Raw genomic sequence first — 25921 nt, 5'->3', positions numbered from 1 at the left:
TATATCCTACATTTGCGTAGTATCAAAAGAATAAATTTATGTTGGAGAACGATCGGCAGCACGAAGAAGAAAAAATCAAAAAAGCATTTGGAGACAAAACCTGGGCACAAATAAAATCAGAAGAATCTTGGAGGATTTTCAAGATTATGAGTGAGTTTGTAGAAGGCATTGATAAGCTATCTAAAATTGGCCCCTGTGTATCCATATTTGGATCAGCCAGAACAAAACCAGACAATCCTTATTACCAAGTAGCAGAAGAAATTGCAGCCAAACTAGTGCGACATGGCTATGGAGTCATTACTGGAGGTGGTCCGGGTATCATGGAAGCAGGTAATAAAGGAGCAAAAACTGAAGGTGGTAGATCGGTGGGATTAAATATTGAATTGCCATTTGAACAATTTGCCAATCCTTACATTGACCACGACAAGAACATCAATTTTGATTTCTTCTTTGTTAGGAAAGTGATGTTTGTGAAATACTCACAAGGATTTATCATCATGCCGGGTGGCTTTGGCACTTTGGATGAAATGTTTGAATCTTTAACACTGATTCAAACTCATAAAATTGGACGTTTTCCAGTGGTATTGGTTGGAACAGAATATTGGAAAGGCTTAATTGATTGGGTAAAAAACACCATGATTACTCAAGGAAATATCAATGAAGAAGATTTAGACTTATTCTCCTTGGTTGATACACCTACCGAAGCGGTGCGAGTGATCGATGAATTCTATGCGAAATACCTATTGAAACCAAACTTCTAACTCTTTTTAAAAAAGGTCTTCAAGTCTTGTACATTCAATGCATTCAAAGTTAAGGCGCGCAATAAACCTCCTTTTCTCCCTACTTTGACGCCATATTCCATATCTCTGATGCCTTCTATTTGGTGGGCATCAGGGTTAATGGATACATAAATACCTTTGTCCATCGCATCATAAATGTATCGCCAATCAAGGTCCAGTCGATATGGACTAGCATTCAATTCGATACTGACTCCATTGGCCTTGCAAGCATCTAAAATCTTATCCATATGCAAAGGAAAACCAGCACGAGTTAATAAAAGTCGGCCAGTTGGATGCCCCAAAATCGACGTGTATGGGTTTTCAATGGCTTTTATCACCCGTGGCATGGAACGATCTATATCCATGGCCAACTGCGCATGCACGGAAGCTACCACATAATCAAATCGAGCTAAAACGGATGCATCATAATCCAAAGAACCATCCGGTAAAATATCCGCCTCAATACCTTTCAGTATACTAAAATCACTCCATTTTGCATTCAATTGATCTATTTCTTCCTGCTGAGCAATGACCCTATCTTCTTTCAAGCCATTGGCATAAGCGGCATATTGAGAATGATCTGCGATACCAAAATATTGCAATCCTTGCACTCGACAAGCCTCAGCCATTTCCAATAAGGTATTTTTACCATCGGAATAGGTGGAATGATTGTGTAGACATCCTTTCAAGTCGGAATATTGAACCAATTCATCGGATTGATACTTTTGCGACCATTCAAACTCTTTGAATCCTTCCCGCATTTCAGGAATGATGTAGGGCAAATTCAAGGTCTCATACACTTCTTCGTCAGATGCAATCGGCTTCCCTTGAAAATGCTTATAAAATTGGATAGCCGTCAAATGTTCGGAATGGGCCACCTGCTGAAATAGTGCATTTCCCCATTGATCTGGCGAAATAATATGAATTTGAATAGATAAAAGATGCCCATGAAATAAACCCCTCCACGTAAATGGGGAGGATTCTTTGATATCTTCCTCCATCCCTTCTATGGAATTGATCATGGATCCTGATCCAAAAATATCAGTTGATTCAACCAAGAAAACTAGTTCAGAAATAACTTCACAATTCCGAGACAATTCCCCTGCTTCGGCTACTTGACTGAATTTTGATTTCAACTGCTCCAAAATGATTTGAGACAGATGGGTCGCTTTATCCAATCGAAGCTTTTTGGAATTTTGCTTGAGAAATTGAATGTATAACTGCACATTTTCTTGAACGGCCTTTCCAAAGCCTTTCAATTGCTCCAAGCGATTTTCCTCACAAGCAGTCAACAAGTCATCTAAATCAGTTATCCCTAATTCCTTCCAAATAAGGCCTACTTTCTTGGGACCCAGTCCTTTGATCTTCAGTAAGTTCAGAATCCCTGGAGGAGTTTGTTCCAATATTCCATCCAAGTCAGAACTGCTCCCAATTTGAATTAAATCTAAAATGATTTTGACAATGGATTTCCCTACGCCGGGTATTTGTAACAATTCAGATTCAGTGAGAGATGAGATTTTGCCGGGATACTTATCCAATCCACGGGCAGCAAAAGCCAGATTCTTGCTTTTAAACTCGTTTACACCATGGACATCCCATAGTTTCACCAACAATTCTAGTGCGTCAACAATTTCATCATTTCCCATGCCCAAAGATAAGCCTAAAATAGATTCAATTGTTGACTTAGACCTCGATATCCTTCATGCTTTAGCAACCATTCTTTTCTCCATAATTCTCCCCGATAGCCAACTAAGGAACCATCAGAGCCAATTACCCGATGACATGGCACTAACAAAAGAACTGGATTTTGGGCATTGGCATTCCCAACAGCCTGAGCCGCTTTAGGTTGTTCGATTAACTCCGCTATTTGTTGGTAAGACATAACTTCACCTACAGGAATTTCTAGCAAAGCTGACCATACCTTCTTTTGAAAGGATGTGGCAGCAGAGAAATCGACAGGACAAGTCCATTTCCAAAGAGGTTTTTCAAAATAAGCATCCAAATTCCTGACCACTTCCTCTTGCATCCCCTTCAATTCATCTGCTAATACATCATTCCCACCTTGCTCCACAAATTGCAAAGAAGTCAAGCCTTTATCTGAAAGTCCTACTTGTAAAAAACCGATGGGAGAATGGTAGAAAAACATAAATAAATTATAAAGTATAAATGATGAATTGTAAATGTATTTATCTAAACGAAATATCAATTTAAAATTAAATCAATTATCTGATACCTGAATCAGATTCTTTTAAAATAAGACCATATGAAATTCCTATTTCATCAATACCATTTATAAATTATAATCTATACTTTATAATGGATTACCTCTTTTTTTTCCAGAAATAAAATCCTAAATTATTACCTAATCAAGCATTCCATCAATAATAAGGCCTATGAATTTCTCATTTAAAGATTACCTAACAGAAGGATTTTACGACGAAATGTTCAGTCCAGAAGGACAAGTTCGTGAAGGATATGGACCATTTAAAGAGCGCGTAGAACAATTAAGTAAAGAAGAATTTTTACGTCGACATCAATCTGCCGAAAGAGCCTTAATGGCCATGGGGATTACGTTCAATGTCTATTCCGAAAACGAAGGTACGGAGCGTATCATGCCCGTAGATATCATTCCCCGAATTGTGAATGGTTCCGATTGGGATAATGTGGAGAAAGGCTTAGTTCAACGAATCACCGCCTTAAATTTATTTTTATCCGATATTTATTCCGATCAAAAAATCATCAAAGACGGAATCATTCCCAAGGAAGTAATCTATTCCTCCAAAAACTTTTTGGCTCCTTGCATGGGGATTAAACCACCTAAAAACATTTGGATTCACATTACTGGTACGGATTTGATCCGTGGTGATAATGGTGAATTTATGGTATTGGAGGATAATTTACGCTGTCCATCAGGCGTATCCTATATGTTAGAAAACAGGGAATTATTCAAACAAACATTTCCTGAGGTAGTCGCCAAAACGCAGATTAGAACCATTTCTGATTACCCACATAAGCTGTTGGAAATGTTACGATTTATCAGCGATCGCCCTGAGCCTACTGTGGTGGTATTAACCCCAGGTATTTACAATTCAGCCTATTTTGAACATTCGTATTTAGCTCAACAAATGGGCGTAGAATTAGTAGATGCCAGAGATTTGGTTGTTCATGAAGGCTATGTCAAAATGCGTACAACCAAAGGTTTCAAAATTGTGGATGTCATTTACCGTCGTATTGATGACACCTTCTTAGACCCGCAAACCTTCAATCCTGATTCCATGATTGGTATTCCGGGTATATTTGAAGTGTATAAAAAAGGTAGAGTCGCCTTAGCGAATGCGCCTGGCACAGGCGTGGCCGATGATAAGGTAATCTATGCTTATGTCCCTAAAATTATCAAATACTATTTAGGCGAAGATGCCATCTTACCTAATGTGGAAACCTACATCTGTGGCGAAGAAGCGGACAGAAAATATGTCTTAGAAAACATTGAAAAACTGGTGGTGAAAGAAGCCAATGAAGCAGGAGGATACGGTATGTTGATTGGACCGAAATCGACAAAAGAAGAACAAGAAAAATTCAAACAATACATTTTAGCTAATCCGAGAAACTACATAGCTCAACCGACCATCTCTTTATCACGGGTACCATGTTTGATAGAAGACCATCCAGAAGGACGCCATGTGGACTTAAGACCTTATATTTTATACGGAAACGAAGTCAAAGTAATCCCAGGAGGTTTAACCCGTGTAGCACTTAGAAAAGGCTCCTTAGTTGTCAATTCCTCACAAGGCGGTGGCTCGAAGGATACTTGGGTGCTTTATTAGATTTTAGGGATTAGGGTTTAGTTATTAGAAAATGTAGAATGTATTGTTCCGCTGTTCGAAGAAAAGAAAATTATTAATCGTTAAGATTTGTCAAATTTTGAAAATTTGACAAATCTCAAACAAAAATCTCAAACACCAATCAAAAACACTAATAACTAGTATATCTGGTTTCTCACCAAATCCTCCAAGGTATCTCTTTTGCGAACTAGTTTAGCCTCTGAATGGTCCACTAACACTTCGGCAGGAAGAAAGCGGGAATTGTAATGAGAGGCCATGGTGAATCCATAGGCGCCTGCGTTGGCGAAGGCGATAACATCTCCTTCTTTCACTTCATTTAAAATGCGCTCATTTTGATTTCCTTCAAAATCAAAGGAGAAAGTATCAGTTTCGCATATATTTCCTACCACTCGGTAAGCATCTTGCTGAGCATCTTCCTCATTTGAGGCATTGAAAATATAATGGTAAGAACCGTACATCATCGGACGAATCAAGTGATTCAATCCTGAATTAATGCCCACAAATGTTTTAATAGGATCACGCTTAACCACCGTTGCTGTAGTCAATAAAGTTCCAGCTTCTGACACTAAAAACTTCCCTGGTTCCACCCAAAGCTTCAATTCTTTGCCATAATGTGCACAAAATTTCAAGAAGGCATTGCCCATGATTTGACCAATCTCCTGCATGTTTACGCCTGGATCTTCAGGTGAATAAGGTACTTTAAAACCTCCACCCAAATCCATCAATTCTAAATCTGGAAAATCCTTAGCAAATTCAAACAAAGCCGAGGCAGCTTGCTCAAAAGTCTTTCCATCTTTAATATCAGAACCCGTATGTTGATGTAAACCAATGACCTTGATTTGATATTGATTCACTAAATCCAAAATCTCCGCTTTTTGATGAATCGATATACCAAATTTAGATTCTGGATGAGCTGTCATGATTTTGGCATTTCCACCTCCAAAAACGTGGGGCTTAATGCGCAATAAACACGGAACAGATGAACCATATTGTTGGCCAAATTTTTCTAAGACCAACAAATTATCCAAATTTACGATTGCTCCTTTGGACACGGCAAATTCGATTTCCTCAAATTCCACTCCACTAGGTGTGAAGGTAATTTGGTCTCCTCGATATCCTGCCAATAAACCTAATTCCAATTCCTGTGGGGAAACCACATCCAAGTCCACTCCTTCCGCCAACATCAACTTCAATACGGAGATATTCGTATTTGCCTTACAAGCGTACTTGATCGACAAGGATATATCATCAAATGCCGATCGAAGAACCGAGATTTTTTCTCTAATTTTGTCGGCATTATATACGTAAAGAGGTGTACCAAATTGTTTGGCAAGCGTTGTCAAAGGAATACCTTGAATGGAATAATAGGCCATTGTAAATAAATTAAGGCACAAAGATAGTGCTAAACTTCTTATCTATGCAGTCAACAAACAAAATAAGACTTATCCTACTCAGTTTATTCTTCGGAATTTCAGCTATTTTATCTTCTACAGCACAAGTAAAAAGTGGCCCCATGTTGGGCTATTCTGAAATGAAAGAAGTATTAATTTGGGTACAAACTCAAAAGCCTGCTCAAGTACAAATCAAATATTGGGAAAAAGGTAGTGACGCAAATAAATTGGTTCATCTTTCCTCTGCTATTAGCACTCAAAAATCACAAGCAAATATTGCTCGAATCATTGCTGATGAAGTCAGCATGGGTAAAAAGTATACCTATGAAGTATGGGTAGACAATAAAAAGGTCAATTTTGACTACCCTTTGGAATTTCAAACGCAGGCTCTTTGGCAATACCGAACTGATCCTCCTAACTTCCAATTTGTAGTAGGTTCTTGTAATTACATCAATGAAGAGGCTACCGACAGACCCGGAAGACCCTATGGAGGAGCGGATGAAATCTACAAGGCGATTTACGACAAAAAGCCTGATTTCATGATTTGGGGTGGCGATAATTTTTATTACCGTGAAGCAGATTGGAATACAAGAACAGGTATGATTCATCGCAATGACCATACCCGTGGACAAAAATCTGTTCAGCCTTTATTGGCAAGCACGCACCATTATGCCATTTGGGATGATCACGACTATGGTCCTAATGACGCTGATCGTTCGTTTGCATTAAAACACACCTCGCTGGAATTGTTTAAATTGTATTGGGGTAATCCCAATTTTGTTTATCCCAATGAAGCCGTTACAGGAATGTTCCAATGGGCAGATGTCGAGTTTTTCATGATGGACGACCGTTGGTTTAAAGCCCCCAATGATGAGAAGAATCCAGCCAAGGATTATTTTGGACAGAAACAATTGCAATGGTTGCTAGATGCATTAACCACCAGTAGAGCTAGTTTCAAAATCATTGTGAATGGTGGCCAAGTGATTAACCCTGCCAAGGTATTTGAAAACATGGCCAACTATGAACAAGAGCACAACCAATTATTGAAAGAGATTAAAAATAGAAATATTCCTGGCGTATTGTTCATTTCTGGAGATCGTCATTGGTCAAGTTTTTGGAAAATGGAACGCCCGGGTACCTATCCTTTGTTTGATTTAACAGTTTCTCCATTAACGGCAGGAACTGCCAAACCTACTCCTGAGGATTTAAATAAAACCTTAGTGCCAGGAACAGTGAGCGATCAACGTGCTTTTGCTCATATTTCTGTCAGCGGTCCACTAAAAGATCGTATCTTAGAGATTAATTTAGTGAATTCGGAGGGGAAAGAATTGTGGAAACAACGTATCACATCAAGTCAATTGAAATAACATGGAAGTTGTATTAAATCGAGTAGATCAAGATTTTCATTTTGAAGCCAGAGGCAGTTCTGCTGTACCTGTTCATATCGATGCCGCCGAAGGAATTGGTGGGCATAATGCTGGCGCTAGACCTATGGAATTACTCCTAATGGGTTTAGGAGGTTGTACGGCCATTGACGTCATCTTAATTTTGAAAAAACAAAGACAAGTAGTGGATGATTTTCAAATTAGGGTTTCAGGTACTCGCGAGAAGATTGAAGGAACGGAGAAAACGCCGTTTAGAACGATTAATATTCAATTTGAATTAAAGGGAGAAATTGATGGAGGAAAAGCATTAAAAGCCATCCAAATGTCCATGGATAAATATTGCTCAGCTACTGCTCAATTAGAACCTAGTTCTGTGATTACTCATACCCTATTGTTGAACGGCGAAGCCTTCGAAATTTAGTCCATGAAAGTATATTTAGACTTATTACGTCATATCAAAGAAAACGGAACCTTTAAATCGGACCGTACTGGTACAGGAACTTTAAGTGTTTTTGGTTATCAAATGAGGTTTAACTTGGAGGAAGGATTCCCCATGTTGACCACTAAAAAAGTACATACCAAATCCATTATCTATGAATTGTTGTGGTTCTTGAAAGGTGAAACTAATATTCAGTACTTAAAAGAACATGAAGTTTCTATTTGGGACGAGTGGGCGAATGAAAATGGAGATTTGGGGCCAGTATATGGTAAACAATGGCGTTCGTGGGAAGGTCCCAATGGTCAGGTCATTGACCAAATCAAAGAGGTTATTCATACCCTAAAAACCAACCCAGATTCTCGAAGAATCATTGTTTCTGCTTGGAATGTTGCTGATTTACCTAAAATGGCCTTGATGCCATGTCATGCCCTATTCCAGTTTTATGTGGCCGACGGAAAGCTGTCTTGTCAGCTATACCAGCGCTCAGCTGATGTTTTCTTGGGTGTTCCATTTAACATTGCTAGCTACGCACTTTTAACGATGATGATAGCGCAAGTCTGTAATTTAGGCTTAGGTGATTTTGTTTGGACAGGTGGAGATACTCACCTTTACTCCAACCACATGGAACAAGTAGAAAAGCAATTATCTCGTGAACCGAGAGCTTTGCCTCAAATGAAAATTAACCCAGAAGTGAAAGATATCTTTGAATTTACTTACGAGGATTTCACACTTGAAAACTATGACCCGCATCCGGGGATTAAGGCTCCGGTGGCCGTGTAAAAAGTAATTAGTTATTAGGGTTTAGGTATTAGAAAAATAACAAACATCTAATAACTAATAACTAATCCCTATTAACTAGTAATAATTCTCCTCACCACCTCTGCGGCATTTAATCCCTGTGACTCAGCTTTGTAGTTCAAAATAATCCGATGTTGAAGAACAGGCACTGCAACAGCACGTACGTCTTCAACATTGGGTGAAAATCTACCTTGCAATAAGGCGCGGCACTTGGCTGCCAAGATTAAGTTTTGAGATGCTCTAGGACCAGCTCCCCAAGAAATATAAGAATTAGTCACTTCAGTAGCCAAAGCTGAATTGGGTCTTGTTTGATGTACCCATTTCACGGCTGTTTCAACTACATGATCTGGTACAGGTACTCGCTTAACCAATTGTTGGTATTCCAATAAAGTATGTGCATTCAAAATAGATGCTGGCAAGGTCTCGGCATTGGATTTCTCTGACATGCGGACTACAGCCACTTCTTCTTCATAAGATGGATAATCCAAGACCAACATAAATAAGAAACGGTCTAGCTGCGCCTCTGGAAGTGGATACGTTCCTTCTTGCTCAATGGGATTTTGCGTAGCTAAGACAAAAAATGGCTTAGGTAAAGGATAACTCTCTCCTGCCACCGACACGGTTTCTTCTTGCATAGCCTCTAATAAGGCTGATTGCGTTTTAGGAGGGGTACGGTTAATTTCATCGGCCAACACAATATTGGAGAAAATTGGTCCGCGGTTAAACACAAAATTGCGTTGGGCATCCATTACCTCTGCTCCAATGATATCAGAAGGCATCAAATCGGGTGTAAACTGAATCCGACGGAACTCTAAATCTGTCAATGCAGCTACGGTATGTACTAGACGTGTTTTAGCTAATCCAGGAACACCTACTAATAAACAGTGACCTTCGCAAAACAATGAAATAAGGAGTAAATCGATAATTTCATCTTGACCAACGATTCGATCTGCAACAGCCGTTTTAATACGCTGGAAATCCTTAACAAATGATTCGGCTAATTGTACGTCGTTCATTATTCTCCTGTTACACTACCCGTCAATAAATTACAATCTTTAAATTCATCATCAATAAAAATAAAGACATCATCTTTGGCTTTCATAAACCATTTTTCAACTGCCTGATTCTTTTTACGGGTTAAAGCAATGGCTGCAATTTTTTGATAATCATCTTTCAAATTGGCAAAGTGAGGTGGGTGTTTTGCTTTAAAATACAATACACGAACAGCACTTCTACCATCTTCTGTACGGTAAGGAATGGGGGTTGAAATAGTCCCAACTTTCATTGAATCCAATGAGAAATACAAACCTGGCTCCATGCCACTATCAAATGGCATACGTGTCGTACGAGTACCTGGATCGATCAACATACCACCTGCATCTTGTGTAGGTTTATCTTCTGAAAACTCTCTTGCAGCCCGATCAAACTTGATGGAATCCCGTTGAATCAACACGCGAATACTGTCTAAAAACTTAGTTGGTTCTGTTAAATCAAGTTTCTGATAATCTGGGCGTAATAAAATATGTCTCGCATGATATTCTTGTCCACGAATCTCCAATAACTGAATCAAGTGAAAACCAAATTCCGACTCTACTACATCCGACATGACACCTGGCTTTAATTTTAATGCTGCTGCCTCAAAAGGTGCCACCATTTGTCCACGCTTAGAAAAACCTAAATCTCCTCCACGTTTACCACTACCTAAATCTTCCGAATATAATTTGGCTAATTCTTCAAAACTCTCCCCTTTTTCTATCCGTTTGCGATAATCCAATAATTTAGAAATTAACTCTTCTTTTTGGTTTTTATTTGGCTGCGCTAATCTAACAATATGTCCAACTTCCACTTCCGAAGGAAGGTATGGCAATGAATCCGTAGGAATGGCAGCAAAGAAAGCAGCCACTTCCTTAGGCGTAATTTTCACATCACCTGTAATTTTATCTTGCATTTTACGACCAGTCAATTGCTCTTTTAAAGAAGTTCTTAAATCATCTTTTAAATTAACAATGGACTTACCAAATGCCTCAACAATGTTTTTAGTAGATCCGTATTGTGTTTCCATTTGATCCATGCGGGAATTCAATTCCATTTCCACACGCTTATCTTCTACTATTACGGAGTCAATTTCAGCTTTGGCCAACATCAACTTATTAATGACCAATCCTTCTAACAACTGACAGCGCGTAGGAGTATTTGCCTGTCCACTCGACAAATACTGCTGATATTGCTGCTCAACTTCTGATTTAAGAATATAATGATTGTCAACCTTGACAATAATCTTATCTAATAAAGTCCCTTTACTAGCCTCTTGCGCGAATGTTGCCCAAGACAGCATCAACATCACTCCTCCAAAAATCCAACGATTCAATTTCATAAATTTTTTATTGCATTAATTTTTGTAATTCCTCCTGCTGAATAACAATCGGATACTTATTCTTCAATTTCTGTAACCACTCCTTATCTAATTGAGCTTGCAAGTCACGAATAATACTGCTTCTACATTCATCAAATGTTTTTACTCGCTGCTCTTCTACTTTTTTAATCTCAAGATAAACATAACGGCCATCATATTCCAAATTCTTTTTACCCACTTGCCAGCTTTGTGCATCTAAAACAGGGATTTCACCCTTTTTAAAATAACCTTCGGTAGCTTCTAAACTTTTAGGTTTGATGGCATTAAAGCGCTTAACGACATCATCCATCGACTGTGAAAATAACCGAAAACTCACCCGAGCATTCTTTGCTTTATCTGTTTTGGAAGCTGAGACTAATTTCCCTTCATCCTTTTCAATGAAACGTACACTACTAATTCCTTTGCTCGATAAAAATTTTACCACCTGATTAACGCGGCCTTCCGACAAGGTGTCCTTTTCTGTCCCATCAATATGACCCGTAACTTCGACGACATAATCGCGGTTTTTACTCATTAACAATCCCAGTTCCTGCAACACCTTTTTGGCATTAGCAGTCAATTCGGATTGTCCTAATTTGAATAAAATATCAGGATAACGTTTGTTCATCGGGTATGGAGCTGATTTAAGCAATTCCATGGCATCGGCCAATGTCTTAGCATTATCTGATGTAATCAATTTTGCTTCCGCTCTTACGGGCATGGTAAACATGGACATATTTTGCTGATAATATGCATGTTGACGCAATGAATCCAATGACTTTTCAAAGATTTCACGGTCCGTTAATTTACTCAGCAAGCTACCTTCCAAAAACTCTGCCATTTGCTCTTTAAAAGCTGGGTATTTAGTTTCTAAATGCTGTTCTTCAGCTTGTAAGGTCTGCGAATCAATGAACTCATCCAACCAAGTGGCCTCTGATACAGCCGGTAAATAACCTAATTCCTTGACTTTTCTACGCTGTTGAGCCACAATAAACTGATAAAATTCATTGATTGTAAACGATTTATCCAAGACTTTAAACAGTGGAAACTGAAGCCATGGTTCATCACCTACTCTATCACGCGCAAATCGTTCCAGAGCCATTTTCTTCGATTCCTCTAATATGGCCACACGATTTTCAACGCGTACACGCTTCATGAATGACTGTCGAATCAGAGCACTACGTTCAGGATCAGTATTTACTTTTTGACGTAGATATTCAGCCATCTCTTCATATGAAAGAAGTGGTTTTTTATCCAATAATTTAAAAATTTGCCACCCTAAATTGGTCCGAATAGGCTCCGAAATATCGCCTAATCGTTGCAAACCAAATAATTTATCTTGTAACTCTTCACTTAGATCAGAAGAATAATACCAGCGACGTAACTCCCCACCTCTGCCTTTAGAATAAGGATCCTCAGAATAATTCCGACAAACGTCTTCATAGCTTTCTCCCTTTTTCAAATAGGCTTCCACTTGCTCAATTTTCTTTTTTGCTTCCACTTGAAACGGTGTTCCAGCTTCTACTGGTACTGAAATAAGAATATGAGCTAAGCGTATCTTTCCTTGGTTAGGACGTTGTTTCAATATTTTGATAAGATGATAACCACTGGATGTTCTAACTGGAGCCGAATATTCTCCAATACCCAATTGATATACCTTATTTTCAAAAGCATATTGAGTTTGCAAACTGGTAATAAAGCCCAAATTTCCTCCCTTCTTGGCCGTTAATTCATCATCAGAAAAGCGTTGAGCTAAGGAAGCAAAATCTTCACCAGCTTTCAGTTTCTTATATAAATTCTCGATTTTTTGATAGGCAATTAATGTATCTCCAGGACTAGGATTAGCGGGTAATTTCACCAAAATGTGGGCCACTTGCTTCTCATCTTTCAAACGTTGATAAGCTTCTTTGACCAAGGCATTTACTTTATCACTATCCACTAAATAGGGACTTGCCAACTCTTTACGAAAACTAGCATATTCTTCTTGAAATCCAGGAGTATCTGCTAATTTCTCATCTTCTGCCGCAACTAATTTCAAGGATAAGTCTATATAATCAGATAAAAATTTATTCTTGTTATCTGGTTTAATACTATCACTTTCAATCAAACGACGGTAAATCGATGAAAATTGAGCGGAACTGATTTTTTTAGATCCAATTTGAATAGGAAATCCCTCTTGAGCCAAGGAGCTTGGAAGGTTAAAAAGAAGATATATAGATACTACTAAGTAAAAACGAAAGCGCATAGTTTGCCAATTTTGCTTGTCCAATGGGTTATAAACGACAACAAGCTTATAAAATTACGAATAATCCCTAAATAAACCCTTTAATTCATCAATCCCTTACGCTTATTTCATAAGAGAAATCATAGTGATAGTCATTGAGCATCTTAGGTCCACTTTTCCAAGTCCCTTTTTTATTCATGCTAACCACCTTATCCCAAGTAATTTGCATCTCTGAAATACCTAAGCGATCATTTCCATCCCATTTACTCCATAATTCCATTCCCAATCCACTTGCCCTTAAACCCCACATAAACCAGCCGAATGGATTCGTAACAGAGGACAATTCCAATAAGGAAACGGGAACTTGCAATACTCCTCCCCATTGATTGACTTGCCGTAATAGCTGCTGAACTTGCTGATAGTCATCCACTTCCCACAAAGTCACTTGAACTCCCAAGCTTTGACCTGGTTTCAATTTGATTGACAAAGGAGGAATACCTTTCAAATTAATGATAGCCCCTTGTTTTACTTTGCCGAGATAATGTGATGCCTGCTGAATCTGTACAACTTGTTGATTTTCAATAGATACAATAGAATAAACCAGTAAAAGCTCATCCGCTTGAGTCATATTTTCTTGAATATTTTTTGCCCCAATTTGATTCCAACGAAAATTCACCAGTTTATCTTGAATAACAATCTTCTTCTCTGGCACAACTGTTTTAACGGGTATTGCCTCTTTTCGACAAGAAATCAAGAATATACCTAGAAAAAAAATGATGTATTTCCTCATAAAGCGGCCTTAGGCTCTTGCTGAGTCAAACAATGAAAGCTTCCTTGTCCCCAAATAATTTCTCGGGCTGAAAGTCCTATCACTGGCCTATCCGTAAATAATTGGGATAATATATCTAATGCAAGGGCATCTTGAGGACAATCAAAAATGGGTACAATGACTGCTGCATTACAAATATAAAAATTGGCATAAGATCCGGGTGCTCTAAATTCATCGATCACTACTGCCTCTGGCATGGGTATTTCTATGATATTGAGCGGGCCACCGTCCAATAGCCTCATTTCTTTCAATTCGCTTAAATTTTGAGCTAAAACAGCATGATTTTCATCTTCCACATTGGGCTCAACCATGGTAATAACCGTATTTTCATTGACAAACCGAACCGTATCATCAATATGTCCATCCGTATCATCACCAACAATCCCATCGCTGACCCATAGTACTTGATCAACTCCATAATAGTCTTTCAAGTAATTTTCAATCTGTTCTTGGCTCAAATGTGGGTTCCGATTGGGATTTAATAAGCAAGATCGACTGGTCAAAACCGTGCCCTTTCCATTAAATTCAACAGAACCTCCTTCCATGATGATACCCGGACTTTGGAATGCCAGTGCTACATCTTTTGCAATAGCTTGTGGAATTTGATTGTCAGCATCAAATGGAGGATATTTCCCTCCCCATGCATTATATCCCCAGTCGACTATTAATCGTTCTGAACTATCATTTTTTATTAAGAATGCTGGACCATGGTCGCGGCACCAAGCATCATTGGTAGGACGTATAAATAATTCAATTTGCTGCGGATCAATGTCATATTTTGGCAACTCCCCTAAAATAAAATTCTTCAGCGCTTCATGATTAACATTAATTTTCACCTTTTCGCCTTGTGAAATAGCCTTAATGAGCGCAAAGTATTCAGGATACATTTGGGACAACTTGTCTCCTTGCCAAGAATAATCATTGTGAGGAAAAGTAATCCAAGTAGCTTCATGTGGATGCCATTCAGCAGGAAAAAAAAAGCCTCTTTCTTTAGGAGTAGATACCATATTAAACCAAGTAATTTTCAGAAATCAAACGTAATCCATCTAGGGTGATTAATTTATTCACCTCATCAAAATAGGATTCTAAAGGGGTTAAAATGGATGATAATCCACCAGTAGCCAATACTTTGACATGTTGACCTTTTTCATCTTTCACTCGATGAATCATTTCTTTCACCATACCTACATATCCCCATAATATACCTGATTGAATGGCACTAACTGTATCAAATCCCAAGGCTGAATGAGGCATTTCGAGTGGTACTTCTGGCAATTGAGCTGTTTGTGAAAATAACGACTTTACGGCAGTTTTTAATCCAGGAGCGATGGAAACTCCTTCCATTTTCCCATGAGCATTCACCAAAGTAAAAGTTAATGCTGTTCCAAAATCAACAATCAACACATCAGCTTGATAAGCATGATGCGCATAAACAGCATTTGCCACTAAATCAGAGCCAATTTCATCAGGGGAAATAATGTCAATGGGAAATTTCTTATACAATTTAGGTGACATGATATCAGCCGATACTGCCAACCAATTTTCTAGCCCTTTTTGAACATGATACGAAACTGAAGGAACTACGGAAGAAATGATCAATTTTTGAGGTTTCAATGAACCAATATTTTTCTCTGACCATTCCTGACGAATCCAATTCTCCATGCGCAAAGTTGTCCATGGCTGATGCGTCGGCGTTCTTAATATCAATTTCCATTCACCTTCGGAATAAAATCCAAAGACAATGTCTGTATTACCAATATCGACTACTAAGAGCATTTGTTAAGGTTTTATATCTTTTTCTAATCCAGCGGATAAAATAGGGAATCGAAGCCATGACTTAGGATCCAAACTATAGTCATCCACGTGAAAACCAGGTGCATAACGCTCTCTTTTCCATTGGTTTCTAGCCCATAATCGGAAGAATCTAGAACAAAAGATCGTTAGTTGTTCTTCTGAAAAATGAGTCCCATATTCCTGAATCAAGTTTTTCAAACAGATCTCAGGCGATAATTTATCATAAAAAGCCCAGCGCTCGATGGAATTCAAAATTGGGTAAGGCATTAAATCCTCCTCATCTATTTGCTTCGATGTCAAAGGTCTTAATTCTGCACTTGGTTCTAGAGAATTAACATGCGATAAACCTGACAATGTTAATGCCCCATCCAATCCAACTTTTTCCATCCAAATAAGCCATTGACGAATAAAAGTCTTGTCAATTCCTGCAATGGGAGAAATTGAACCCGATGTATCTCCATCCATCGTGGCATATCCAACAGAAGCTTCTGATCGGTTAGATGTAGCTAATAACAAGGCATTATTGATATTAGCTAGCATCCAAACACTTGGGCTTCGTAAGCGTGCCTGAACATTCTGTAAGGTAATATCATCTTGTTCCCAGCTTAAGCTTCGCCCAATGGCTTGCTCAATGATACCTCGATATTCTTTCACTAGAACATCAATATTCCAATCGTAATGTGTTGTTCCAATACATTCGGCTAATGCTTTCGCGGAAGCTCTCGTATTATCTGATGAATTTTCTGTTCCTTGGTAAGCTGTAGTTAAAATTCGAGATACTAATTCCTTTTCAGATTGAACTTCTTTCATCCAAGGTACGTAGGCCAGTTTTTCTTGGATTCCTGTCCATGAAAGTTCTTGACTAGCCAAGCGAACCGCCAAGAAACACAATGCTGAAATAGCTGAAGAATCTGCTCCGCCTGATAGGGAAATTACCCAGCCAAACGATTTAGATTTTCGGAGATAATCCCATAAGGCCAAACTAACAGCACGAGCAAATTCCTCTTCTTTAAGATAGCTAGATTTTTCCCATTCAGCCGCTTCAAATGTAGGATATTCTCGAACTGAATCAAAACTTGGAATATTGGCTATTATGACATCCTTACCAGCATCGTTCCTCTCTTTTAAATCCAAAGAGGCTAAAATTAATTGACCGTCCTGAAAACTGAATCGGGAGGATTCGGCAATAATTTGTCCTTCATGTACAATGTAAGCATCCCCATCAAAAATGGTTCTGCCAGATTCATTACCTAATAAATTCGCAAAAACATAAGCCCCTTGAATGATTTTAGATCCTTCAATACTTAAACCTTGACGTGTTTTAGATTTAGAAAAGGCGAAATGTGAGGCTGTTGGGCTACAAATTACCGATACTCCTCGCTTGGCCAAGGCATGAGCAGGTCTATTTTCTCCTTCCCAGGCATCTTGACAAATTTCTATCCCCATGGTTATTCCATGAGCATGAATGCGATAATCCCCTATTGGGATATCACCTAGATTTGTAGAAATATGAGTTATTTTCCCGGCTGGCCATGGGCTAAACCACCGTGTTTCATAATGTACACCGTCATTGGCTAAATGTTGCTTAGGGATTAAAGCAATTAATTTCCCATGAGCCAAGCAAGCAGCCACATTATATAATTTACCTTCAAAAAATACAGGCAAACCTACCCACACTAAGATGCGTTGGGTATGAGGGAGCAGTTGAACCAAAGATTCCCAAGCTTTCTCTGAGGTATAAGCAGATAAAAACTGATCCTCGCAACCATAACCTGTCAAACAAAGCTCAGGCAAACAAAGTATGTTAGCTTGTTGCTGTTGGGCATGTTGAAGAAGGTCTATGATTCGGGCTTGATTTCCTTTCCAATCCAAAGGTATTTGGTTGAGAACCCCGGCTGCTAGTGCAATTTTAGGCATAGTGATTAACGGGGTTTCTTGGAACTAACACGATCAGCTGGTTTATAAAATTGATACCAAGCTCTTTTCTTTGTAGGCTTATTAGGACCTATGGTCGCGTAGTTGGAGGTTCTCACATGCTTATAGCGTGGAGTCCACATCCAAGAAAATGCTTCTCTAGGCCGATAATAACTTTCTCCATGGCGGTGTTCTACCCGCACACGACATGTCTCTCTGGGACAGCGCGCTGACCAACAAGAACTCATCCCTACTGTCAGGAAGGTACCTATAAAAAACATCCAAAAAATACGGAATGTTTGATTCTTGATCATTTTAAGAGAAAAATAAAAAATCGATCCTATTTATTTAGAACGATTTCTTATTAGTTAAATTACAAATCAAAGCTTAATTTTACTTAGAATTTTAGCCTTGCATGCAATCAAACTCCAAAGATATAAAATCAGTTCTAAAAAGAGATGCTTTTGAGTATCCAGTCATGGAATCTTTTTACACGATTCAAGGTGAAGGAAAATTTCAAGGACATGCTGCCTACTTTATTCGATTGGGAGGCTGTGATGTAGGCTGTCATTGGTGTGATGTGAAAGAATCATGGCCAATTGATACTCATCCAATTAAAACAGTAGCCGAATTAGTTCAAGAGGCATCCCAATTTTTAGGTAGAATTGTTGTGATAACCGGTGGAGAACCTTTGATGCATAATCTCAATCCTTTAACGGAAGCCTTACAAGAAGCTGGATTTAGAACACATATTGAGACTTCAGGAGTAGGTAAACAAATAACAGGAGTTTGGGATTGGGTATGTTTTTCACCCAAAAAATTCAAAGAACCGAATCCGGACATTTTCCCTTTGGTCGATGAACTGAAAGTTGTCATTTTCCATCCTTCAGATATTGCTTGGTCACAAACTTGGACAGACAAATTACCGGCAGAAAGCCTTTGGTTGATGCAACCAGAATGGTCGAAACAAGCTGATATGAATCCTTTGATTGTGGATTTTGTCAAAGAAAATCCTCGTTGGCAAATTTCTGTTCAGACCCATAAGTTTTTACAAATCCCATAACACATGCTGGCTGCTTGGATATTTTCATTCAGTATATGGGGATTATCCGCAGATAGCCTAAGCTCGACTCCTATCAGCGAGCTCAATCTTCAAAAAGCCCAATATTTCCCGCATTACTCACACGCTAGAAAAGAAATCTATTTTACTTCCCGAGCTGATAGAGCAGATGAAGAATTACAAGTAGCTAGTTGGGATGGGGAAAAATTCATCAATCCCCAAGCTTTAACCAGTATCAACCAAGAAAGTAATGATGGTACAGCTAGCCTGTCAAAGGATGGCAATACGATGATATTTTCAGGATGTGGATACCGTAATAGTTTTGGAGGTTGTGATTTATATGAAAGTAATTGGGTCAATGGTAATTGGACTAAACCTCGCAATCTAGGTATACTCATTAATTCTCACGATTGGGAAGGGCAACCATGCCTAAGTCAAGATGGCCAAAAACTCTACTTTTCTTCTGACCGACCAGGTGGATTGGGCAAAAGAGATATTTGGATGAGTGAAAAAGATGTCCAAGGTCGATGGAAAATGGCCATCAATTTAGGTTCTCAAATCAATAGTTCAGATGATGAGCAGGGCCCCTATTGGTTGGAAGACCCCGAAGTATTGGTCTATTCTAGCGATAAGAAAGGTGGCAAAGGAGGGTTGGATTTTTACCAAAGTCAATCGGAAAATAAGCAATGGAAAATACCCATGAATATTTCTGAATTAAACAGTTCAGGAAACGAAGCAGGTATATGCCTCGGTATACTTGAAAATGAATATTTCATTTCAAGAAATAAAGTTGGCCAGGTCACAGAAGATGAGCTTCATCGTATCACTATTCCTACTTCTATTTGGCTGATTAAAAAGACGGCCCCAATTCAAGTTGAACCCGTAGTTCCTGAGGTTCCTAAAATCAAATTTCAAGACGTAAGTTTTGATGATATCCAATTTGCCTCGAATCAGTGGACTATCCCTACTCCTATCCCTGCTAGTTTAAACAAGCTTGTAAAATTCATGCATGAAAATCCTCAACAAAGAATAGAAATCAGGGGCCACACGGATGAAGTTGGCCAAGCCAAATCCAATCAGATTCTTTCTGAAAAGAGAGCCAATTCCATCAAACTATACTTGATTACTCAAGGTATTGAAGCTACAAGAATTCAAACTAAGGGCCTTAGCTTTCTAAAACCTAAGGTAGCACCTAATCAAGCAGAAGCTAGAAAATGGAATAGAAGGATTGAGATTGTGCTTTTGAGTGATTAGTGTCAATGAAGAATGAAGAAAGTAGAATGTAGAATGTATTGTCCTGAAATAGGTTGACTTTGGGTTCATTAATTATTCATGATAAATAAAAATTTAGCAATTTCACCCCCCAAAGTCTTTCATTTTATAAAAATAAAGGCCATAGTAAATGGTTTGATTATTGTACTTTTGATTTAGCTCATAAATAACATCACTTAATACTCCAGTTTTACAGTATTTCTTTTTTTGAAAAAAAAGAAACAAAAAAACTTATTTTCTTGTCGGTCATCAAAGGCGAATTTCGCTTCGCGAAACCGTGATTCACTACGCTATCGCCTATATTTTTGACGCCAACGCGCATCGCCTTTGCTAAGGTCAAAACCTCGTCTACCGCTTCGTTCATCATCTTTCGCTCGTGCTGACCGACGGTATTTTCTATCAAAAAATCACAAATTTCATTCTGAAACTAAACTCTAAATAACTTCCAACTAATGAGGTTAATCCCAACGAAAGATGGGAACGTAGCATGAGCGAAGCGAAAGGCGGATGTTTGACCCTGCGCATAGGCAATGTGCGATAGAGTCAAAGATTAAAGCCGTATGCGGAGTGAACATCGGTTCCGCGAAGTGGAATTCGTCTTTGGATTAACCGTACAACATCTGTTTTTTTTGTTTCTTTTTTTTCAAAAAAAAGAAATGCCTAAGTAATGGCATTAAAGTAGTGTGCCATACAAAAGAACATGTGTAGCTTCAATAATTACATATCAGAAAATCCAAAATATTAATGTTCGATAACTACCAGCTGAGTTGTAAAAAAACTGTCAACCAATATCAGAACAAGACACTAAACCCTAAACCCTATCTCTTCTTCTTTTTCTTTTTCTTGGATTTCTTCTTCTTCGCTTTTTTGACATAGACCGTATAAGGATGCTCTTTTAAAATGAGGCTATCTCTTTTTTGCAAGAAGCTTAAAAGCGTATCCCGTAAATCAGCGTCTTCTAATAGACGAATTTGAACAGGAGCTATCCCAGCCCCTACAATTCCTAATTCCTTTGCGGCACTAAAAGAGACATCAATCAATAAACGTCTTTGATGTGGACCACGATCATTTACCCGAACATAAGACTTGGTTCCCGACTTGGTATTAGTGATTTCCAACCAGGTTCCCATGGGATATTTTCGGTGGGCAGCCGTGAATAAATAGGAATTATAACGTTCACCGCTATATGTCTTTTTACCACTTAAATTTTTATGGTAATAAGAGGCTTTTCCTTGTTGATTTTGAGCTAAGATTCCTTCTACCGACACTCCCATAAAAAGGAGGACAAAAAGGAAATATGGCTTGAATTGTAATGTCATGCATTCCATTTAAGCTTGCAAATTAGCCCTAATCCCTCATTAAACCAAAAGAGCCCTTCATGTGAAGGGCTCTTGGCTTATTAAAAATCGTTAGACAAATAGGCCTATCGTTGAGCAATCTCAACAAATGCACGGCTTGTTGCCCCAGTATAAATTTGTCTTGGACGACCGATTGGCTCCTTATTTACACGCATTTCTTTCCACTGTGCAATCCAACCTGGAAGACGACCAATGGCAAACATCACTGTAAACATATTGGTTGGAATACCTAAAGCACGGTAAATAATTCCAGAATAGAAATCAACATTTGGATAAAGCTTTCTAGCAACAAAATACTCATCACTTAAAGCAGCAGCCTCTAAGCGAGCAGCAATGGCCAATACAGGATCATTTACGCCTAAAGCTTTTAAAACATCATCAGCTGCCTTTTTAATAATTTTGGCACGTGGGTCAAAGTTTTTGTACACACGGTGACCAAAACCCATCAGGCGGAAACCTGAATTTTTATCTTTAGCCATGGCAATGTACTTATCTGTATCACCACCATCTGCTTTAATAGCTTCCAACATTTCAATTACCTCTTGGTTAGCCCCACCATGAAGTGGTCCCCAAAGAGCATTAATTCCTGCAGAAATAGAAGCAAATAGATTCGCATGAGATGATCCTACCAAACGAACGGTAGAAGTAGAACAGTTTTGTTCGTGATCAGCATGCAAGATCAATAATTTATTCAATGCCTTAGACACTACGGCATCTGCTGTATATTTTTCTCCTGGTTTAGCAAACATCATTTGCAAGAAGGTAGAACAATAATCAACAGTTGTATCCGGCTGAATGATACCTTCGCCAATGGATTTTTTATAGGACCAAGTCGCCATAACAGGCAACTGAGCTAATAATTTCAACACACTTTTCTCATCATCACCCGCTTCATCAGTTGAATAAAATGCGGACATTGCTCCTACTAATGCAGCAATGGTACACATCGGATGAGAGCTCACTGGAAAACCTTCCGAAATTTTAAGCAAATCTTGATTTACCTGCGTATAAGATTGAATATCAGCAGAAAAAGCATCCAACTGAGCTTGAGTAGGCAACTCCTCGTGAATAAGCAAATAGGCTACCTCTAAAAATGAGGCTTTATCTGCTAATTCTTCAATGCTGTAACCTCGGTAACGCAAAATTCCCTCTTCACCATCCAAATAAGTAATTGAACTTTTCGTAACTCCAGTATTTTTGAAGCCTGGATCAAACGTAATGTAACCTGTCAAATCACGCAATTTTGCGATATCGATGGCCTTTTCGTTCTCTGTACCCTCCAGAGTAGGCAATTCAAAGGATTTCCCTTCGAGGTTAATAGTAGCCGGTTGAGACATAATTTTTTATAAGCTTAACTTTGGTATGATGTTAAAAATTGACGGAGCTAATTGCTTCAATCAAAATTCAAGCCTCTAAGATAATACGTAATTTTGAAAGGTTAATTACCTTTATGAATCCAAAAAAAATAAATTTATTTAACACAATTTTTTCTTTCTATATTTCAAAAATAATCGGTTTATATGACCAATATCTCCCAAATATTCCAAAAGTACACCTACAGTTCCGCACAGCGATTTCTTACTTATGTACAAATTGACACTCAATCTGACCCCAACTCTTCCAGCAGCCCTACCACAGAGAAACAAAAAGATTTGGGAAAAGTTTTAGTTCAGGAATTAAAACAGTTGGGAATTGACTCTGCCCACATGGATGAATATGGCTATGTTTATGCTATCGTCCCATCCAACATCAAACAATCCATCCCAGGTCTATGTTTTTGTGCCCACATGGATACTTCTCCCGACTGCTCAGGTAAAGATGTTAAGCCAATAATCCATCAAAATTATCAAGGACAAGATTTGGTATTACCCGATGACACTTCTGTGATCATTCGATTAAGTGAGCATCCCGATTTAGCTGAACAAATAGGTCACGATATCATCACGGCTAGTGGAAAAACACTACTTGGGGCAGATAATAAAGCCGGTGTGGCCGAAATCATGGATGCCGTTCAATTTTGGGTACAGCATCCCGATGTACCTCATGGCCCAATATCTATTTTATTTACGCCAGATGAAGAGGTTGGAAGAGGAACTGACCATGTCGATTTAGAAAAAGTAAATGCACAATATGGATATACCATTGACGGTGAAAAAAGAGGGCATCTTGAAAATGAAACCTTCTCAGCTGATGGTTTTACTATTTCAATTGAAGGAATTTCTCAGCATCCAGGATTTGCCAAAGGACGCATGGAAAGTGCTATCAAAATAGCATCTGAAATAGTTAGTTTACTTCCCAAAGATCACTTAAGTCCAGAAAGCACGGAGAAAATGGAAGGGTTTATCCATCCAGTAGAAATTTCAGGTAGTGTAGAATCAGCGACAATAGATTTTATCCTAAGGGATTTCAAGACCGAAAAGCTCCAAGAATATGGGGACCTACTGAAAGATATCACCCATCAAGTCCTTAAAAATTACCCTCATTCTAAGGTTCAGTTTAAGCAAACGGAACAATACCGTAATATGAATGAAATTTTAATAAACCACCCTGCTTGCCTAGAAAATGCCATGGAAGCCATGAAAAGAGCTGGATTACAGCCAGAAATGCAAAGTATAAGGGGCGGTACTGATGGTTCTCGCTTGACCTTCATGGGATTACCTTGTCCTAATCTATTTGCTGGAGAACATGCTTTTCATAGTAAACAGGAATGGGTCAGCATTCAAGACATGCAAAAAGCCACCGAGACTATTGTTCATTTGGCTGCCATTTACGCAGAAAAGGGGACTTAAGTCCCCTTTTCTTACTTTTTACAAGCTCAATTCGCTCCGTTTTTTCCAACGCTGGCAGCGTTTAGAACGCTGACAGCGTTACGGAGCGGAAACGTTTTGAAAATTTATTTGTTGTCCAATTTCTTGATTATTCCCATTCAATCGTTGCTGGTGGTTTGGAAGAAATATCATACACCACACGATTGACCCCCTTTACCTTATTAATAATTTCATTGGAAATCTTACCTAAGAATTCATAGGGCAAATGACACCAATCTGCTGTCATTCCATCCAAACTACTAACGGCTCTCAAGGCTACAACCTGCTCATAGGTTCTTTCATCTCCCATCACTCCTACCGAATGAATCGGCAATAGAATCGCTCCAGCCTGCCAAACTTGATCGTAAAGACCTTCTGATTTCAATCCGTTTATGAAAATGGCATCCACCTTCTGAAGGATATCTACTTTCTCTGGGGTAATATCCCCTAAAATACGAATCGCAAGTCCAGGACCAGGGAAAGGATGGCGACCTAAGATTTCCTGAGGAATACCTAAGGTTTTACCCACTTTTCTTACCTCATCCTTGAACAAAGTATTCAACGGTTCCACCACTTTCAACTTCATAAAATCAGGTAATCCACCTACATTATGATGTGATTTGATGGTGGCAGATGGGCCTTTTACCGAAACCGATTCAATGACATCTGGGTAAATAGTACCTTGGCCTAACCAAGCTACTCCCTCAATGGCATGAGCTTCATGATCAAAAACATCAATGAAGGTTTTACCAATAGCTTTTCTCTTCAATTCTGGATCACTTAAACCTGCTAAAGCATCATAAAAACGCTGTTTAGAATCTACTCCCTTCACATTTAAGCCTAAAGAATGATAGGATTCTAACACTTGTTCGAATTCATCTTTGCGCAGCAATCCATTATCAACAAATATGCAATATAAATTCTTTCCAATAGCTCGGTGTAATAATACCGCTGCTACGGAGCTATCAACCCCTCCTGATAATCCCAATACTACTTTATCTTGGCCTAATTTTTCTTTTAAATTAGCCACAGTAGTTTCTACAAAGGAATCAGATGTCCAATCCTGCGTACAATCACAAACCTTCACCACAAAATTTCTTAATATGATACTTCCTTCCGTACTGTGAGTTACCTCTGGATGGAATTGTATCCCAAAAATTGGCTTGGAAGTATGAGCAAAGGCAGCAACTTTTACTGATTCAGTAGAACCAATAATTTCATACTGAGATGGTAATTCCATTATGGTATCGCCGTGAGACATCCAAACTTGACTACTATTGGAAATTTCATCCCACAAAATGGAATCTTTTGTTCCTGTCAAATGTGCTCGACCATACTCTCTATGTTGCGATGCCTGTACTGAACCACCTCCTTGATGCGCTAACAGTTGAGCTCCGTAACAAATCCCCAAGATGGGCAATTCACCAAATAGGCTTAAATCAACTCTTGGAGAATCTTCATCTCGAACAGAGCAAGGGCTACCTGACAGTATAATTCCCTTAACAGATGAATCAATGGTTGGTATATGATTGTAAGGATGTATTTCACAATAAACTTGAAGTTCACGTACTCTTCGAGCAATCAATTGGGTCACCTGAGAACCGAAGTCAAGAATAATAATTTTTTCCGCCATAGCT

Annotated in this window: 23 protein-coding genes; 8 read left to right on the top strand and 15 right to left on the bottom strand. The window is 38.7% G+C overall.

Annotation, left to right across the window (positions count from 1 at the left end; all coding sequences use genetic code 11):
* Positions 1–38 precede the first annotated feature (38 nt).
* Positions 39–761 (top strand): LOG family protein, encoded by a 723-nt coding sequence (locus EWU22_RS07560; protein ID WP_109322711.1) that lies wholly within the window; start codon positions 39–41, stop codon positions 759–761.
* Here the strand turns inward: EWU22_RS07560 and EWU22_RS07555 are convergent.
* Both EWU22_RS07555 and EWU22_RS07550 read right to left on the bottom strand, forming a co-directional pair.
* Entirely contained in the window at positions 758–2425 is a 1668-nt protein-coding gene (locus EWU22_RS07555) for a helix-hairpin-helix domain-containing protein (RefSeq protein WP_130925067.1), read from the bottom strand. The genes EWU22_RS07560 and EWU22_RS07555 overlap by 4 nt on opposite strands.
* 14 nt (positions 2426–2439) lie before the next feature.
* A complete protein-coding gene (locus tag EWU22_RS07550; protein ID WP_130925066.1) occupies positions 2440–2925 on the bottom strand; it encodes a methylated-DNA--[protein]-cysteine S-methyltransferase in 486 nt (161 codons plus the stop codon).
* A gap of 247 nt (positions 2926–3172) precedes the next feature.
* Between EWU22_RS07550 and EWU22_RS07545 the strand changes: the two genes are divergently transcribed.
* The gene (locus EWU22_RS07545) at positions 3173–4603 is read left to right on the top strand and encodes a circularly permuted type 2 ATP-grasp protein (protein ID WP_109322708.1); all 1431 of its coding nucleotides are present in this window, start codon (positions 3173–3175) and stop codon (positions 4601–4603) included.
* 155 nt (positions 4604–4758) lie between these two features.
* Here the strand turns inward: EWU22_RS07545 and lysA are convergent, their stop codons facing one another.
* Complete coding sequence (gene lysA, locus EWU22_RS07540; protein ID WP_130925065.1) at positions 4759–5994, bottom strand: diaminopimelate decarboxylase; 1236 nt, start codon at positions 5992–5994, stop codon at positions 4759–4761.
* Between the two features lie 44 nt (positions 5995–6038).
* On the opposite strand from lysA, the gene EWU22_RS07535 reads away from it, so the two are divergent.
* The 3 genes from EWU22_RS07535 to EWU22_RS07525 are packed head-to-tail and all read left to right on the top strand — an operon-like array spanning position 6039 to position 8616.
* The gene (locus tag EWU22_RS07535; protein WP_130925064.1) at positions 6039–7379 is read left to right on the top strand and encodes an alkaline phosphatase D family protein; all 1341 of its coding nucleotides are present in this window, start codon (positions 6039–6041) and stop codon (positions 7377–7379) included.
* A 1-nt stretch (position 7380) separates the two neighbouring features.
* Positions 7381–7818 carry an OsmC family protein gene (locus EWU22_RS07530; RefSeq protein WP_109322700.1) on the top strand — a complete coding sequence of 146 codons (438 nt, stop codon included), beginning with the start codon at positions 7381–7383 and terminating at the stop codon, positions 7816–7818.
* A 3-nt stretch (positions 7819–7821) separates the two neighbouring features.
* Positions 7822–8616: a thymidylate synthase gene (locus tag EWU22_RS07525; RefSeq protein ID WP_130925063.1), complete on the top strand. Its 795-nt coding sequence runs from the start codon at positions 7822–7824 to the stop codon at positions 8614–8616.
* Between the two features lie 71 nt (positions 8617–8687).
* On the opposite strand, the gene EWU22_RS07520 is transcribed toward EWU22_RS07525, so the two are convergent.
* The 8 genes from EWU22_RS07520 to EWU22_RS07485 form a co-directional block, all read right to left on the bottom strand.
* Positions 8688–9650, bottom strand: coding sequence for an AAA family ATPase (locus tag EWU22_RS07520; protein WP_130925062.1), 963 nt, complete (start codon positions 9648–9650; stop codon positions 8688–8690).
* Positions 9650–11008: a peptidylprolyl isomerase gene (locus EWU22_RS07515; protein ID WP_109322697.1), complete on the bottom strand. Its 1359-nt coding sequence runs from the start codon at positions 11006–11008 to the stop codon at positions 9650–9652. The genes EWU22_RS07520 and EWU22_RS07515 overlap by 1 nt, the downstream gene beginning before the upstream one ends.
* A gap of 7 nt (positions 11009–11015) precedes the next feature.
* Positions 11016–13271 carry a peptidylprolyl isomerase gene (locus EWU22_RS07510; protein WP_130925061.1) on the bottom strand — a complete coding sequence of 752 codons (2256 nt, stop codon included), beginning with the start codon at positions 13269–13271 and terminating at the stop codon, positions 11016–11018.
* A gap of 88 nt (positions 13272–13359) precedes the next feature.
* On the bottom strand, positions 13360–14040 hold the full coding sequence (locus tag EWU22_RS07505; RefSeq protein ID WP_130925060.1) for a hypothetical protein: 681 nt from the start codon (positions 14038–14040) through the stop codon (positions 13360–13362).
* The gene (locus EWU22_RS07500; RefSeq protein ID WP_130925059.1) at positions 14037–15086 is read right to left on the bottom strand and encodes an agmatine deiminase family protein; all 1050 of its coding nucleotides are present in this window, start codon (positions 15084–15086) and stop codon (positions 14037–14039) included. The genes EWU22_RS07505 and EWU22_RS07500 overlap by 4 nt, the downstream gene beginning before the upstream one ends.
* A gap of 1 nt (position 15087) precedes the next feature.
* Complete coding sequence (locus EWU22_RS07495) at positions 15088–15855, bottom strand: type III pantothenate kinase (protein ID WP_109322693.1); 768 nt, start codon at positions 15853–15855, stop codon at positions 15088–15090.
* A 3-nt stretch (positions 15856–15858) separates the two neighbouring features.
* Positions 15859–17790 (bottom strand): nitrilase-related carbon-nitrogen hydrolase, encoded by a 1932-nt coding sequence (locus EWU22_RS07490; RefSeq protein WP_130925058.1) that lies wholly within the window; start codon positions 17788–17790, stop codon positions 15859–15861.
* A 5-nt stretch (positions 17791–17795) separates the two neighbouring features.
* Positions 17796–18101, bottom strand: coding sequence for a hypothetical protein (locus tag EWU22_RS07485; protein WP_109322691.1), 306 nt, complete (start codon positions 18099–18101; stop codon positions 17796–17798).
* Positions 18102–18202: 101 nt separating this feature from the next.
* Here EWU22_RS07485 and EWU22_RS07480 point away from each other — a divergent pair, with 101 nt between their 5' ends.
* Both EWU22_RS07480 and EWU22_RS07475 read left to right on the top strand, forming a co-directional pair.
* Complete coding sequence (locus EWU22_RS07480; protein WP_231962819.1) at positions 18203–18850, top strand: 7-carboxy-7-deazaguanine synthase QueE; 648 nt, start codon at positions 18203–18205, stop codon at positions 18848–18850.
* 3 nt (positions 18851–18853) lie between these two features.
* Complete coding sequence (locus EWU22_RS07475) at positions 18854–20101, top strand: OmpA family protein (RefSeq protein WP_130925057.1); 1248 nt, start codon at positions 18854–18856, stop codon at positions 20099–20101.
* Between the two features lie 208 nt (positions 20102–20309).
* On the opposite strand, the gene EWU22_RS13250 is transcribed toward EWU22_RS07475, so the two are convergent.
* The 3 genes from EWU22_RS13250 to EWU22_RS07460 all read right to left on the bottom strand — a co-directional run bounded on the left by EWU22_RS13250 (position 20310) and on the right by EWU22_RS07460 (position 22814).
* Positions 20310–20522 carry a hypothetical protein gene (locus EWU22_RS13250; protein ID WP_130925056.1) on the bottom strand — a complete coding sequence of 71 codons (213 nt, stop codon included), beginning with the start codon at positions 20520–20522 and terminating at the stop codon, positions 20310–20312.
* Between the two features lie 415 nt (positions 20523–20937).
* Positions 20938–21438, bottom strand: a complete 501-nt coding sequence (locus EWU22_RS07465; RefSeq protein WP_161566813.1) for a septal ring lytic transglycosylase RlpA family protein — start codon at positions 21436–21438, stop codon at positions 20938–20940.
* A gap of 104 nt (positions 21439–21542) precedes the next feature.
* The gene (locus EWU22_RS07460; protein WP_130925054.1) at positions 21543–22814 is read right to left on the bottom strand and encodes a citrate synthase; all 1272 of its coding nucleotides are present in this window, start codon (positions 22812–22814) and stop codon (positions 21543–21545) included.
* 183 nt (positions 22815–22997) lie between these two features.
* On the opposite strand from EWU22_RS07460, the gene pepT reads away from it, so the two are divergent.
* Positions 22998–24266 (top strand): peptidase T, encoded by a 1269-nt coding sequence (pepT, locus tag EWU22_RS07455; RefSeq protein WP_130925053.1) that lies wholly within the window; start codon positions 22998–23000, stop codon positions 24264–24266.
* Positions 24267–24393: 127 nt separating this feature from the next.
* On the opposite strand, the gene guaA is transcribed toward pepT, so the two are convergent.
* The gene (guaA, locus tag EWU22_RS07450; RefSeq protein ID WP_109322686.1) at positions 24394–25917 is read right to left on the bottom strand and encodes a glutamine-hydrolyzing GMP synthase; all 1524 of its coding nucleotides are present in this window, start codon (positions 25915–25917) and stop codon (positions 24394–24396) included.
* Positions 25918–25921: the final 4 nt, after the last annotated feature.

Source organism: Aquirufa nivalisilvae, assembly GCF_004307455.1.
In the GTDB taxonomy this organism is placed as follows: Bacteria; Bacteroidota; Bacteroidia; order Cytophagales; family Spirosomataceae; genus Aquirufa; species Aquirufa nivalisilvae.
The sequence above is the reverse complement of the archived record's forward strand: the minus strand, read 5'-3'. Positions and strand labels throughout refer to the sequence as shown.